Source organism: Pseudomonas alkylphenolica (assembly GCF_000746525.1).
In the GTDB taxonomy this organism is placed as follows: domain Bacteria; phylum Pseudomonadota; class Gammaproteobacteria; order Pseudomonadales; family Pseudomonadaceae; genus Aquipseudomonas; species Aquipseudomonas alkylphenolica.
On sequence record NZ_CP009048.1, the window covers coordinates 5,259,405 to 5,272,292 of the forward strand.

Here is a 12,888-nt window from a genome sequence, read left to right on the forward strand (position 1 = left end):
GCGGCGCTTGAGCAAATACGCGAAAACGACCGCCGTCACATTTCAGCGAACTGCGGCCAACTCATGGCCGCAGGCCAGACAGTGACTGAGCCACTCACCGAGGAACAGATTGAGCTGAGCTTTTTCGTCAGGCTGGTGCATCGCCGCATTCGGGTAAGGATAGATGCTGCGAAAACGCCGGGCGTGCTCGGCGCTGACCACTTCGGCCATGCGCGCATCGTGATACACCTGCACTTCCAGCTGTGGTACCGGCAGCCATGGCAGGCTGTGCTCCTGGCGCACGCGCAGGGTGGTGGTGTAGGGACAGGCGAGCACCACATCAAGGACCAGCACACCGAGCATCTGGTCACCCTGGGTCATACCGATGCGGCGCGAACTCATGGTGCTGCGCATGTCCGGCAACAAGCGCATCAAACGCGCATAGTTGGCCTCGCAGGCAGCCTGCAACCCGACCAGATCGACCCGGTAGCGTTCGCGCAACAGATTCACGACCATAGCCCCCTGACTTCATCTCGATTCAAGGCCAGCCATTGCAGGGCAATAATGCTTGCCGCATTGGCGATCAGCCCATCGCGCACGGCCTGCATGGCATCCTCGAACGCCCAGACCTTGACGCGAATGTCTTCACCCTCTTCCTCCAGCCCGTGCAGGCCGCCCGCCCCAACGCTGCTGCACTGGCCCAGAAACAAATGAACGAACTCATCGCTGCCGCCAGGTGACGGGAAATACCGGGTCATCGGCCACAGCGCTTTGAACACAAGCCCAGCTTCCTCCTGCGCTTCGCGGTGTGCAACTTCTTCCGGTACTTCATCTTTATCGATCAGACCAGCGACCAGTTCGATCAACCAGGGGTTGGCGACCTTGCCCATGGCACCGACGCGAAACTGCTCGATCAGCACCACTTCATCACGCACAGGATCGTAGGGCAGCACACAGACGGCATCATGGCGAACGAACAGCTCACGGCTGATCTCGCGCCCCATGCCACCGGCGAACAGCTCGTGGCGCAAGCGAACCCGGTCAAGCTGGTAGAAGCCTTTGAAGCAGTTGACCCTTTCGACGATCTCGACGTCCGTGGGCACAGGTTTCAGCGTGTCTGACATGGAAATCCTCATAACCTCGTGTACTGCATCGCGCCATCCTAACCTGCGCACCGCCACGTTTCACCCCTTTCAACTTGTAGGCCGGGCTGCGAGGATAGACAGCCTGCTGATATTCAGCTTAGTGGCGAACTGAAGGCCTTGCCGACGGTCCAAGCCCGATCACCTTTGCCTTACAAGGATCATCATGACGCTTGTGAAACTAACTACCGTGGCCGTGCTGGCCTTGGCCCTGGGCGCTTGTCAAAGCCTGTTCCAGCCCAACATGCGCACGCCACTGGAGGTCAAGCGCGACCGCTGGGAGCACATCAAGCCCGGTTGCAACACGGCCGATTGCCCGCTGGTCAATATCGACACCATTCACTTCCCGGCCAACCCGAAACTGGACGCAATCGTCGAAAAACGTCTGTTGCAAATGACCCAGGACAACCAGCACAGCGCCCTGCCCGCTTCGCTCAAGGCCTACGAAGACCAGTTCATGGCCACCGCCGAGACCCGCAACAGCAGCTACTTGCAAGCCAAGGTACGCGAGCAGCATGACGGACTGGTGATCATCGAACTGTCCAGCTATCTGGACACCGGTGGCGCCCATGGCATGCCGGGGCGTGGCTTCATCAACTACTCGCGTCAGCAGGACAAGGTCCTGACCCTGCAGGACATGCTGGTGCCGGGTCAGGAAGCGACATTCTGGAAAACTGCCGAGGAAGCCCACAGGGCCTGGCTGATCAGCACCGGCATGGACAAGGACGCCGAGTTCGTCAAAACCTGGCCGTTCCGCCAGACCCCGCATATCGCCCTGACCTACGGCGCGGTAGTGCTCAAGTACGAAGTGTATGCCATCGCCCCGTATTCCATGGGCCACATCGAACTGAAGATCCCCTACCCGCGCCTGAACGGTGTGATCAAGCCGGAGTTGTTTCCGGGTCGCGGCTGACCGACGGCGCTGCCGCCCAGTACACGCACCCTGCCAGCAGCAAGGCAGGCAGGGTCGAGCCGAGATCGGCAGCGTAATGCGCCAGCAGATGGTAGGTGGCGACGCCGCAGGCCCAGGCGACCAGAGCGCGCCAGTGCAGGCTCTGGATCGGACTGGCGTCACTGCGACGGCGACGCACGACGAAATGATCGACCAGCACCACGCCGAACAGCGGGGCGAACACCGAGCCGATCAGCAGCAGGAAGTTCTGGTACTGCGCCAGCGGCGCGAAGCAGGCGATCAAGGTGCACAGCACACCGATGGCCAATGCCAGATGCTCGACCTTCAAGCGAATCAGCAGGCCGGTTGATACCGCCGCCGAATGGATGTCGGCGAAGGCCTTTTCTGATTCATCGAGCAGAATCAGCAGCAAGGGAATACCGATACCGGCACCGGCCAGCGCCAACAGCAAGGTATTGACCTCGCCCGCTGGCGCGAAGGCCAGGGTATAAGCCACACCCAGACTCATCATCCACACGTTGCCGACAAAGTAACCCAGCGCCGTACCGAAAAACACCCGGCTGCCATGGCGGCTGAAGCGGGAATAGTCGGCAATCAACGGCAGCCACGACAACGGCATGGCAATGGCGATGTCGATGCCCACCGCCAGCGACATCGAGCCATCACCGGCACGTGCCCACAGGGCGGCGAGATCGGCTTTGGCAAACAGGTTCCAGGTCAGCCACAGGCAGGCCCCGAGCAACAGCCAGATGCCCCATTTGCGCAGGATCTTGCGCACGAAAGTCAGCGGCCCGCTGACCGCCAGCAGGGTTGCCAGGGCGCCGAAGCACAAGGTCCACAGCAAGGGGTTGGTCAGCGCACTGCCTTCGCCGAAGGCGCGGGCGCCGAGCAGACTGGCGGCATCACGCATGACGATAATTTCGAACGAGCCCCAGCCGATCAGCTGCAGCAGGTTGAGCAGCGCTGGCAGGCGGGCGCCTTCGCGACCGAGACTGCGCCGCAGGGCCGCCATGGACGACAGGCCGGTATCGCTGCCGATGACGCCGACCGCCGCCAACAGCAAGACCCCCACGCTGGTACCGATGATGATCGCCAGCACGGCGTTGGCCAGGCCCAGGCCGGGACCGAGCAAGGCGCCGGTCTGCAGGACCATCAGGCCGATGCCTAGGGAGAACCATAGGGAACAGAGGTCGCGACCGCTGAGGACGCGTTGCCCGGTGGTTACCGGGTGATCGGGGGAAAACTGGCTGGGTGTGCTCACAAAGGTGATCTCGACAGGGAGTAGTTTTTGTTCTTAGGGGCCTATCGCGGGGCAAGCCCGCTCCCACAGGTAATCTCTGTGGGAGCGGGCTTGCCCCGCGATGCGGTTACACCTTCTTGTACAACTGGCTGCCTTCCTGGCGGAACCGCTCGGCCTGCTCGCGCATGCCGTCCTCGACCGCCACATCCACCGCATCAATGCGCTGGTTGACGGCGTACTCACGCACTTCCTGGGTAATTTTCATCGAGCAGAACTTCGGCCCGCACATCGAGCAGAAGTGCGCGACCTTGGCCGAATCCTTGGGCAGGGTTTCGTCATGGAACGAACGTGCGGTGTCCGGATCCAGGCCAAGGTTGAACTGGTCTTCCCAACGGAACTCGAAGCGCGCCTTGGACAAGGCATTGTCACGGATCTGCGCGCCCGGATGGCCCTTGGCAAGGTCGGCAGCGTGAGCGGCGATCTTGTAGGTGATGATCCCGGTCTTGACGTCATCCTTGTTCGGCAGGCCCAGGTGCTCCTTGGGCGTCACGTAGCAGAGCATGGCGCAACCGAACCAGCCGATCATCGCCGCACCGATACCGGAGGTGATGTGGTCGTAACCCGGGGCAATATCAGTGGTCAGCGGGCCGAGGGTGTAGAACGGTGCTTCGTCGCAGCATTCCAGCTGCTTGTCCATGTTCTCCTTGATCAACTGCATCGGCACGTGGCCAGGGCCCTCGATCATGCACTGGACATCGTGTTTCCAGGCGATCTTGGTCAGTTCGCCAAGGGTCTCCAGTTCGCCGAATTGCGCCGCATCGTTGGCATCAGCAATCGAACCCGGACGCAGGCCGTCGCCCAGCGAGAAGCTGACGTCGTAGGCCTTCATGATTTCGCAGATTTCGTCGAAATGGGTGTAGAGGAAGTTCTCTTTGTGATGCGCCAGGCACCACTTGGCCATGATCGAACCACCACGGCTGACGATACCGGTAACGCGCTTGGCGGTCAGCGGCACATAACGCAACAGCACGCCGGCGTGAATGGTGAAGTAGTCCACGCCCTGCTCGGCCTGCTCGATCAGGGTGTCGCGAAACAGCTCCCAGGTCAGGTCTTCGGCGACGCCATTGACCTTTTCCAGGGCCTGGTAGATTGGCACGGTACCGATCGGCACGGGCGAGTTGCGGATGATCCACTCGCGGGTTTCGTGGATGTGCTTGCCGGTGGACAGGTCCATGACCGTGTCCGAACCCCAACGGATACCCCAGGTCAGCTTGGCCACTTCTTCTTCGATCGAAGAGCCCAGCGCACTGTTACCGATGTTGCCGTTGATCTTCACCAAGAAGTTGCGGCCGATGATCATCGGCTCCAGTTCAACGTGGTTGATGTTGGCCGGAATGATCGCGCGACCACGGGCGATCTCCTCACGGACGAACTCGGCGGTGATTTCCTTGGGGATGCTGGCACCGAAGCTGTGGCCCGGGTGCTGCTGGTCGAGCAGGCCGGCGGCGCGGGCTTCCTGCAGCTTCATGTTCTCGCGGATGGCGACGTATTCCATCTCGGCGGTGATGATGCCCTGGCGCGCGTAGTGCATCTGGCTGACGTTGGCGCCGGCCTTGGCCCGGCGCGGATTGCGCACATGGGCAAAACGCAGCTTGGTCAGCTCGGCATCCGCCAGACGCTGCTGGCCGAAGTCCGACGACAACCCGGGCAGGCGCTCGGTGTCACCACGGGCGTCAATCCAGGCCGAACGCACATCGCTCAGGCCTTTGCGCACGTCGATGACGACATTGGGGTCGGTGTAGGGGCCGGAAGTGTCGTAGACCAGCACCGGCGCGTTGGCTTCACCGCCGAAATCGGTCGGAGTGTCGTCCAGGCTGATTTCACGCATCGGCACGCGGATGTCCGGGCGCGAGCCTTCGACATAGATTTTGCGCGAACGGGTGAACGGCTGTACGGACTGCTGATCGACCTGGGCCGACTCACTCAGATTGGTCAGGTATTTTTCTTGTTTACTCATCACAGGCTCTCCAGACGGCTTCCTAGCAGTGGAATGTCGGGGAGAACCTGAAAGGCACGGACGCACCAGGAGCGGTGCTGTGCCAGATGTGCGGGGATGCCTGCAGCTACTTACGGCTGGCTCGACATTCCCGGACCTGACACAAGAGACTCGCCGGGAAAGCGAGAAATCTTGTTCCCTACGCAGGCGCTAACCTGATCAGGTTCAACGGGATCCGGATTATCCGATCTCAGCCTCAACGCAAGGCACCCCGACAAGAACGCGCCCAGTCTAGACTGGACGCCGCTGCAAAGCCAACAGTACAAACACGGTGACGATAAATGGTGTAATTGGCCGATTGTTGCAAAGTGCCCGCGCATCTACACTCACCGGTTCAGAAAGACTCAATCGTTCAAGGATCGCCCTATGCTGCGCAAACTTTCACTGGCCCTTGCCGTGTCTTGTGCTATCAACGGAATGGCCTGGGCAGCAGACGCGCCCTTGTCAGCGAAAACCGATCTGGTCAGCGTCTATCAGGAGGCTGTGGATAACAACGCCGACCTCGCCGCAGCCCGTGCCAACTATGGCGCGCAAAAGGAAGTGGTACCCCAGGCCCGGGCCGGCCTGCTGCCAAATCTCTCGGCCGGTGCCGAGATGCAGAGCACCCGGACCAAGCTCGATGAACCATCGACTACCTCCAACCGCAGCGGCAATTCCTGGTCGGCAACCCTGGCCCAACCGGTGTTCCGTGCCGATCGCTGGTTCCAGTTGCAGGCTGCCGAAGCGGTCAATGAACAGGCGGCGCTGGAGTTGTCGGCCACTGAACAGAACCTGATCCTGCAAACAGCCGAGAACTATTTTGCGGTGCTGCGCGCCCAGGACAACCTGGCGTCGACCAAAGCCGAAGAAGCCGCTTTCAAGCGTCAGCTGGATCAGTCCAATGAACGCTTCGATGTCGGCCTTTCGGACAAGACCGACGTCCTGCAATCCCAGGCCAGTTACGACACGGCCCGGGCCAACCGGATCGTCGCGCAACGCCAGGTCGATGACGCGTTCGAAGCACTGATCACCCTGACCAACCGCAACTACGACGCGATCCAGGGCATCCGCCACACCCTGCCGGTGCAGGTCCCGGTACCGAATGACGCCACGTCCTGGGTCGAAACCGCCGGCAAGCAGAACCTCAACCTGCAAGCGACCAACTACGCCGTCACCGCCGCCGAAGAAACCCTGCGCCAGCGCAAGGCCGGGCACGCGCCAACCCTGGATGCGGTAGCGCAGTACCAGAAAGGCGACAACGACAACCTCGGTTTCACCAACCCCAACCTCGGCGGGCCCATCAGCGGCGACGTCGAACAGACCAGCGTTGGCCTGCAGTTGAATATTCCGATCTACAGCGGCGGCCTGACCAGCTCGCAAGTGCGCGAGGCCTATCAGCGCCTGAGCCAGAGCGAACAGCAGCGTGAAAGCCTGCGTCGCCAGGTGGTGGAAAACACCCGCAACCTGCACCGTGCGGTCAATACCGACGTGGAGCAGGTGCAGGCACGCAAGCAGTCGATCATCTCCAACCAGAGCGCTCTGGAAGCCACCGAGATCGGTTACCAGGTCGGTACCCGCAACATCGTCGACGTGCTCGATGCCCAGCGCCAGCTGTACACCTCGGTGCGTGACTACAACAACACCCGCTACGACTACATCCTCGACAACCTGCGCCTGAAGCAGGCGGCGGGCACCTTGAGCCCGCAGGACCTGACCGACCTGAGCCGCTATCTGAAGCCGGACTACAACCCGGACAAAGACTTCCTGCCACCTGATCTGGCGGCATTGGCCAAGGCTAACTTCGACGCCCGGCCTTAAACAGCATCGCGGGGCAAGCCCGCTCCCACCGGATTCAACACTGCTCGGTGGGAGCGGGCTTGCCCCGCGAAAGCTTCAGAGCAACCGCCCCAAGCCATCCAGCAAGCGCTGCAACGCGCCCTGGTTGGCCTTCATCACCGCCCGCCCCGCCTCGCCCATACGCCGCGCATCCTGCGGCAACTCGATCAGTCGCCGGATCTCAGCCGCCAGCCCCTGGGCATCATCCACCTCCTGCAAAGCGCCAGCGTTGCGCAGCATCGCCGCGATCTCCAGGAAGTTGAACAGGTGCGGGCCGCTAATCACCGGCAATGACAGAGCTGCTGGCTCCAGCAGGTTATGCCCGCCATTGGGCACCAGGCTGCCGCCGACAAAAGCGATATCCGCCAGGGCATAAAGAAACAGCAGTTCGCCCATGGTGTCGCCGAGCAGCACTGCCGTATCCGCGGCCACCGCGGCAGCACTGGAACGGCGGACAGTCGGGAACTGTGCCGCGCACAACTCAAATACGCTGTTGAAGCGCTCCGGATGCCGTGGCACCAGGATCAGCAAGGCATCGGCATGGTGCTCCAGCAACTGGCGGTGCGCGGCGAGAATCACTTCGTCCTCGCCCTCATGGGTGCTGGCGGCAATCCACACCGGGCGCTGAGCGGCCTGCCACTGCTCACGCAAAGCCCGAGCGCGCGGCAACAGCTGCTCATCGATACGCAGGTCGAACTTGATCGAACCGGTGACCTGCACACATTCAGCCCGCGCGCCCAACTGGCGAAAGCGCTCAGCTTCGGCCTCGGTCTGCACCGCGATCAGGCTCATTTCGGCCAGCATCGGCCGGGTCAGGCCGGCAAAGCGTGCATAGCCACGCGCCGACCGCTCGGACAAGCGCGCATTGGCCAGCGCTACGGCAATACCGCGCTTGGCGCACTGATGGATATGGTTGGGCCACAACTCGGTTTCCATGATCACCGCCAGCTTCGGCTGGACATGATCGAGAAAGCGCCCGGCCGCCCACGGCAGGTCATAGGGCAGGTAGCAATGCTGAATGCGCGGCTCATCGGCAAACATCGCCCGCACCCGCTCGGAGCCGGTCGGCGTCATGCAGGTAATCGTGATCGGCAGCTGTGGATAAGCCTGCAACAGGGCGCGGATCATCGGCGCTGCGGCGATACTTTCGCCCACCGACACCGCATGCACCCAGATACCGCCCTTGCGCATGGCGGGCAGGTTCATGGCGAAGCGTTCGCCGATACGCTTGGCGTAGGCTGGCGCCTTGCGCGAACGCAGGAACAGGCGCAGCGCAACCAGCGGCAGGCCCAGGTGAAACAGCAGGGTATAGAGTGTTCTGTTCATGGCGCCGAAGTGTACTAGCCAATCGCTCGCAAGTGCACTGCGAAGCGCTCGGCCAACCACTGTGCCGCAGGCCCCAGTGGCTCGTCACGCCGCCACACCAGCTCTACCACCAATGCCGGCGGTGTCCATTCGCTACGCAGCTCGACCATCTGCGCATGGTAAGTCGGGTACTGCACCACGTGCCGGGGCAGCCAGGCCCAGCCCAGGCCGCGCATCAGCAACTCGGCCATGGCGTAGAAGCTGTCGGCCCGCCAGATCTGCGGGCTGATTGGCTCGCCGCCGGGATAACCGCTTTCCTGCGGGGCAATCAACAACTGGCGATGGCGTGCCAGCTGTTGGCGATTGACCTGCCCCAGTCGCGCCAAGGGATGATTGACGGCGCAGACGGTGACCATCTCTACATTCCCCAAGGCGCGGCGCTCCAACGCTGACGGCATGCGCTCATGACGAAACAGCAAGCCCAGGTCAGCACGGCGCTCGACCAGCTTGCGCGCCACGTCACCCTGGGCGCCGCTGGCCAGTTGCACTTCCAGCATGGGGAACTGCTGGGCCAGCTCGTCGAGACTGTCGATGACCGGTTGATAAGGCATGGCTTCATCCTGGGCGACCCGCAACTGCGCCTCCTGGCCGCGCATCAGCGCCAGCGCCCGACCGTCCAGGCGCTCGCACTGACGCAACAACTCACGCGCATCCTCCAGCAGCGCCGCGCCGGCCTCGGTCAAGCGCGGCTGACGGCCACTGCTACGCTCGAACAGGGTGACGCCCAGGTCCGCCTCGAGCAGGGCAATGGCAGTGCTCACCGCCGACTGCGCCTTGCGCTGGGTGCGGGCCACCGCCGAAAACGAGCGTTGCTCGGCAACGCCGACAAAAAGCCGCAGTTGCTCCAGATTCCACTGTTCAGCCATGCAACCTATCTCCAGAAAAGATAGGTAATGACTTTACCCCATCCAGGCTTGCTCTAAAATGCCCAGCCAGAACAGAGGAACACCGACATGAATGCCTACACCTACCTGGCTATCGCCATCTGCGCCGAAGTCATCGCCACCGCCTCGATGAAGGCCGTCAAGGGCCTGAGCACCCCGCTGCCGTTGCTGCTGATGATTTGTGGCTACGCCGTTGCGTTCTGGATGCTGACCCTGGTGGTGCGCAGCATTCCGGTCGGTATCGCTTATGCCATCTGGTCGGGGCTGGGGATTGTCTTGATCAGCGTCGCCGCGCTGGTGATCTACGGGCAGAAACTGGACGTCCCGGCGATGCTCGGCATGGCCATGATTGTCGGCGGTGTGGTGGTGATCCAGGTGTTCTCGAAAACCGCCGGGCATTGATCCGCCTCACAGGCTGTATACTGGGCTTCTGTCCAAGCTTGTGAGGTGCATGCATGCCATCCGTTATTTCCACCGACGTACTGATCGTCGGCGCAGGGGTCGCAGGCCTCTGGCTCAATGCCCGTCTGCGCCGCCTGGGTTACTCGACGGTCGTGGTGGAACGCGCCAGCCTCGGTGGCGAGCAGACCCTCAAATCGCAGGGAATCATTCATGGCGGCGCCAAGTATGCCCTGCATGGCGCACTGACCGGCGCCTCCGAAGCCATTGCCGACATGCCGCGACGCTGGAGCGAAGCACTGGCCGGCAACGGCGAACTGGACCTTTCCGGCGTGCGCCTGTTGTCCGACGCCCATTACCTGTGGTCCCCCGGCACGATCGCCGGCAACCTGACCAGCTTCTTCGCCAGCAAGGCGGTGCGTGGCCGTGTCGATCAGGTCAAAGGCGAGCAACTGCCACCTGCCCTGCAAGACCGCGCCTTCAAGGGCAAGGTCTATCGCCTGGCCGAACTGGTCATTGACGTGCCAAGCCTGCTGAACAAGCTCGCCGAACTGGCCGGTGACAGCCTGCTGGCTGGCGAGCAGATCGAACCCCTGCAAGAAGCTGGCGAACTGGCCGGGCTGCGCGTCGACGGCCGCGAGATCCGTGCTCAGCGCATCGTACTCAGCGCCGGGGCCGGCAATGCCGCCCTGCTTGAAACCCTCGGTCTGAGCCAGCCTGCCATGCAGCGTCGCCCGCTGCACATGGTCATGGCCAAGGGCGCCAGCCTCAAACCTCTGTACGCCCATTGCCTGGGCGGCGGACCCAAACCGCGTATCACCGTCACCAGCCACCCGGCCGCCGACGGCCAGTGGGTCTGGTACATGGGTGGCGACCTGGCCGAGGCCGACGGCGTTGCCCGCGAGCCCGAAGCGCAGATTGCCGCGGCGAAGAAGGAAGTCAGCAACCTGCTGCCATGGATCGACCTGAGCCAGGTGCGCTGGGCTACCGTGCGCATCGATCGCGCCGAGCCGGCACAGTCCGGTCTGGTGCGCCCGGACAACGCCTTCCTCGCCGAACAGCAGCGCCTGCTGGTTGGCTGGCCGACCAAACTGGCCCTGGCTCCGGATTTCAGTGATCGGGTGCTGGCCAGCCTTGAACGCGACGGGATCAAGCCGGGGGCTCACACCACCCTTCCCGAACTGCCACGGCCACCGATGGCCCTGCCGGTCTGGGAGCAGCTGCTGCCATGAGCCTGCCGACTCTCCACGATCTGCACCGCCCCTTGGGCAGCACCGGTCTGCGCGTCTCGCCGCTGGGCCTGGGTACGGTCAAGCTGGGGCGTGATCAAGGGGTCAAATACCCCAACGGCTTCACCATCCCCGACGACGACCAGGCCCGCCAGCTGCTGGCCCAGGCCCGCGACCTGGGCATCAACCTGATCGATACCGCCCCCGCCTACGGCCGCAGCGAAGAGCGCCTCGGCCCGCTGCTGCGCGGCCAACGCGATCACTGGGTGATCGTCAGCAAGGTCGGTGAAGAGTTCGAAGAAGGCCAGTCGCGTTTCGACTTCAGTGCCGCGCACACGCGCTTTTCCATCGAACGCAGCCTCAAGCGCCTGGAAACCGAACACATCGACCTGGTACTGGTGCATTCGGACGGCAACGACCTGCATATTCTCGAGCACGAGGAGGTCTATCAGACCCTCGAAGCGCTGAAGCAGGAAGGCAAGATCGGCGGCTTCGGTCTGTCCGGCAAGACCGTGGAAGGTGGTTTGAAAGCACTGGAGCGCGGCGATTGCGCCATGGTCACCTACAATCTGAACGAACAGGCCGAACGCCCGGTGCTCGACTATGCCGCCGAGCATGGCAAAGCCATCCTGGTGAAAAAGGCCCTGGCCAGCGGCCATGTGTGCCTGAGCCCGGGGGTAGACCCGGTGCGTGCCAGTTTCGAGTTGCTGTTTGGCCACCCGGGTGTGAGCAGTGCCATTGTCGGCACCATCAACCCGGTACATCTGGCCCACAACGTGGCAACTGTTGCCGCCGTATTGAATCGCTGACGCCCACGCCGCCGTCGCGGCCGACCCCAACGCAAGAAGGAGCCGACATGCCGCGAACGCTGATCCGCAAGAACCCGAGCAACTTCAAAACCCTGCCCCTGCACGTCGAAGCCAGCCCCGAGGGCTTGTGCTACCAGAGCATCGGCATGCCGCTGAACTTCGCCCAGACCCAGCAACGGCGCAAACAGATTCACCTGGCCGACAGCCAGCGCTTCGCCGTAGAGCTGGCCAATCTGGGCGTCTCGGTGCGCCTGACGCTGCACTGGCAGAACCGCGATTACTGGGTGCTGGTCCGCCAGCGCCGTCAGGACCGTGGGGATGTGGTACTGAAACTGATTTCCGGCTATGTGCCCGCCCAGGAACTTAACCTGCCGCTGCATACCGCCATCCAGGAGGTAGCTGAAGAATGCCTGCTGGAAACGCCGGAAGGCTGGCTTGGCGGGCGCTTCAACGATACCTGGCTGCCAGCGCCTTATGCCGATGCCCTGCATTACCGTGAAGCGCTGCCTTTCGTGCTGACCCCGCAATCCGGTGCGGCACGGCCGGTGCGTTGCGCCAACCTGCAACTGCTGGAGCGGCCACGGGCCTACGTGCACCTGCCGACCGCCTCGTTGCAGCTGATCTATGACCTGCGTCTGCAGGTCCCGCGTGAAGCCAAATCCTTGAGCCTGTTTCATGTCGATGAACGACTGGAAGGAAACCAACTGGTGGCCCGCCTCAACCGCACCCGCCCCGACCTGTACCTGATGCCCCTGGAGGACGGACACCCTCGCGCCGAGCTGTACACGCTGAAAAAGGACCGCCTGGTGCCGGCGAGCACTCGCGGTCTGTATCTGGCCGAAAGCTTTGCCCGTCAGGAAGGCTGGCTGGTCAGGGATGAACGGATTCGCTGGAAGGATTGGGTGAGTCAGCAGGGGCTGGCGGCGCCGAAACCGGACACCGGGCTGCAGCGCCTGACGGGCAAGGCACGGGAGTTGTTGCAGATGGCGCGAGGCGGATTGCGTAAGTAGCTGACAAATTGCAATCGCGGGGCAAGCCCGCTCCCACAGGGTACATC

The 12,888-nt window shown here is 62.8% G+C and carries 12 protein-coding genes and 1 riboswitch; of the genes, 6 read left to right on the forward strand and 6 right to left on the reverse strand.

From position 1 onward, the window contains the following. Positions 1-42 precede the first annotated feature (42 nt). A complete protein-coding gene (locus PSAKL28_RS24140) occupies positions 43-495 on the reverse strand; it encodes a DUF1249 domain-containing protein (protein WP_038615250.1) in 453 nt (150 codons plus the stop codon). Further along, complete coding sequence (locus tag PSAKL28_RS24145; RefSeq protein ID WP_038615252.1) at positions 486-1,103, reverse strand: NUDIX domain-containing protein; 618 nt, start codon at positions 1,101-1,103, stop codon at positions 486-488. Before PSAKL28_RS24145 ends, PSAKL28_RS24140 begins: the two co-directional genes overlap by 10 nt. A gap of 184 nt (positions 1,104-1,287) precedes the next feature. On the opposite strand from PSAKL28_RS24145, the gene PSAKL28_RS24150 reads away from it, so the two are divergent. Further along, complete coding sequence (locus PSAKL28_RS24150) at positions 1,288-2,034, forward strand: RsiV family protein (RefSeq protein ID WP_038615254.1); 747 nt, start codon at positions 1,288-1,290, stop codon at positions 2,032-2,034. On the opposite strand, the gene cytX is transcribed toward PSAKL28_RS24150, so the two are convergent. Together cytX and thiC are read right to left on the reverse strand one after the other, a co-directional pair. Next, complete coding sequence (gene cytX, locus PSAKL28_RS24155; protein WP_038615256.1) at positions 2,003-3,295, reverse strand: putative hydroxymethylpyrimidine transporter CytX; 1,293 nt, start codon at positions 3,293-3,295, stop codon at positions 2,003-2,005. The genes PSAKL28_RS24150 and cytX overlap by 32 nt on opposite strands. A 106-nt stretch (positions 3,296-3,401) precedes the next feature. Beyond that, complete coding sequence (gene thiC / locus PSAKL28_RS24160; RefSeq protein WP_038615258.1) at positions 3,402-5,291, reverse strand: phosphomethylpyrimidine synthase ThiC; 1,890 nt, start codon at positions 5,289-5,291, stop codon at positions 3,402-3,404. Between the two features lie 158 nt (positions 5,292-5,449). After that, positions 5,450-5,554, reverse strand: a riboswitch (TPP riboswitch). A gap of 142 nt (positions 5,555-5,696) precedes the next feature. Here thiC and PSAKL28_RS24165 point away from each other — a divergent pair. Further along, on the forward strand, positions 5,697-7,127 hold the full coding sequence (locus tag PSAKL28_RS24165; protein ID WP_038615260.1) for a TolC family outer membrane protein: 1,431 nt from the start codon (positions 5,697-5,699) through the stop codon (positions 7,125-7,127). Between the two features lie 75 nt (positions 7,128-7,202). Here PSAKL28_RS24165 and waaA read toward each other — a convergent pair whose 3' ends face one another. Together waaA and PSAKL28_RS24175 are read right to left on the reverse strand one after the other, a co-directional pair. Beyond that, entirely contained in the window at positions 7,203-8,471 is a 1,269-nt protein-coding gene (waaA, locus tag PSAKL28_RS24170; protein WP_038615261.1) for a lipid IV(A) 3-deoxy-D-manno-octulosonic acid transferase, read from the reverse strand. Positions 8,472-8,485: 14 nt separating this feature from the next. Further along, complete coding sequence (locus tag PSAKL28_RS24175) at positions 8,486-9,376, reverse strand: LysR family transcriptional regulator (RefSeq protein WP_038615262.1); 891 nt, start codon at positions 9,374-9,376, stop codon at positions 8,486-8,488. 87 nt (positions 9,377-9,463) lie between these two features. On the opposite strand from PSAKL28_RS24175, the gene PSAKL28_RS24180 reads away from it, so the two are divergent. The 4 genes from PSAKL28_RS24180 to PSAKL28_RS24195 are packed head-to-tail and all read left to right on the forward strand — an operon-like array spanning position 9,464 to position 12,841. Beyond that, a complete protein-coding gene (locus PSAKL28_RS24180; protein WP_038615263.1) occupies positions 9,464-9,796 on the forward strand; it encodes a DMT family transporter in 333 nt (110 codons plus the stop codon). Positions 9,797-9,849: 53 nt separating this feature from the next. Next, a complete protein-coding gene (locus tag PSAKL28_RS24185; protein WP_038615264.1) occupies positions 9,850-11,025 on the forward strand; it encodes an NAD(P)/FAD-dependent oxidoreductase in 1,176 nt (391 codons plus the stop codon). Then, positions 11,022-11,831, forward strand: coding sequence for an aldo/keto reductase (locus tag PSAKL28_RS24190; protein ID WP_038615265.1), 810 nt, complete (start codon positions 11,022-11,024; stop codon positions 11,829-11,831). Before PSAKL28_RS24185 ends, PSAKL28_RS24190 begins: the two co-directional genes overlap by 4 nt. 47 nt (positions 11,832-11,878) lie before the next feature. Next, a complete protein-coding gene (locus tag PSAKL28_RS24195) occupies positions 11,879-12,841 on the forward strand; it encodes a hypothetical protein (RefSeq protein ID WP_038615266.1) in 963 nt (320 codons plus the stop codon). The last annotated feature ends 47 nt before the right edge of the window (positions 12,842-12,888 follow it).

What these genes read in the sequence shown, in the direction of transcription:
- PSAKL28_RS24165 (WP_038615260.1), top strand. Translation starts at nt 5,697, where the DNA reads ATGCTGCGCAAACTTTCACTGGCCCTTGCCGTGTCTTGTGCTATCAAC.
- PSAKL28_RS24145 (WP_038615252.1), bottom strand. Translation starts at nt 1,103, where the DNA reads ATGTCAGACACGCTGAAACCTGTGCCCACGGACGTCGAGATCGTCGAA.
- PSAKL28_RS24175 (WP_038615262.1), bottom strand. Translation starts at nt 9,376, where the DNA reads ATGGCTGAACAGTGGAATCTGGAGCAACTGCGGCTTTTTGTCGGCGTT.
- PSAKL28_RS24150 (WP_038615254.1), top strand. Translation starts at nt 1,288, where the DNA reads ATGACGCTTGTGAAACTAACTACCGTGGCCGTGCTGGCCTTGGCCCTG.
- waaA (WP_038615261.1), bottom strand. Translation starts at nt 8,471, where the DNA reads ATGAACAGAACACTCTATACCCTGCTGTTTCACCTGGGCCTGCCGCTG.
- thiC (WP_038615258.1), bottom strand. Translation starts at nt 5,291, where the DNA reads ATGAGTAAACAAGAAAAATACCTGACCAATCTGAGTGAGTCGGCCCAG.
- PSAKL28_RS24180 (WP_038615263.1), top strand. Translation starts at nt 9,464, where the DNA reads ATGAATGCCTACACCTACCTGGCTATCGCCATCTGCGCCGAAGTCATC.
- PSAKL28_RS24140 (WP_038615250.1), bottom strand. Translation starts at nt 495, where the DNA reads ATGGTCGTGAATCTGTTGCGCGAACGCTACCGGGTCGATCTGGTCGGG.
- PSAKL28_RS24195 (WP_038615266.1), top strand. Translation starts at nt 11,879, where the DNA reads ATGCCGCGAACGCTGATCCGCAAGAACCCGAGCAACTTCAAAACCCTG.
- PSAKL28_RS24185 (WP_038615264.1), top strand. Translation starts at nt 9,850, where the DNA reads ATGCCATCCGTTATTTCCACCGACGTACTGATCGTCGGCGCAGGGGTC.
- PSAKL28_RS24190 (WP_038615265.1), top strand. Translation starts at nt 11,022, where the DNA reads ATGAGCCTGCCGACTCTCCACGATCTGCACCGCCCCTTGGGCAGCACC.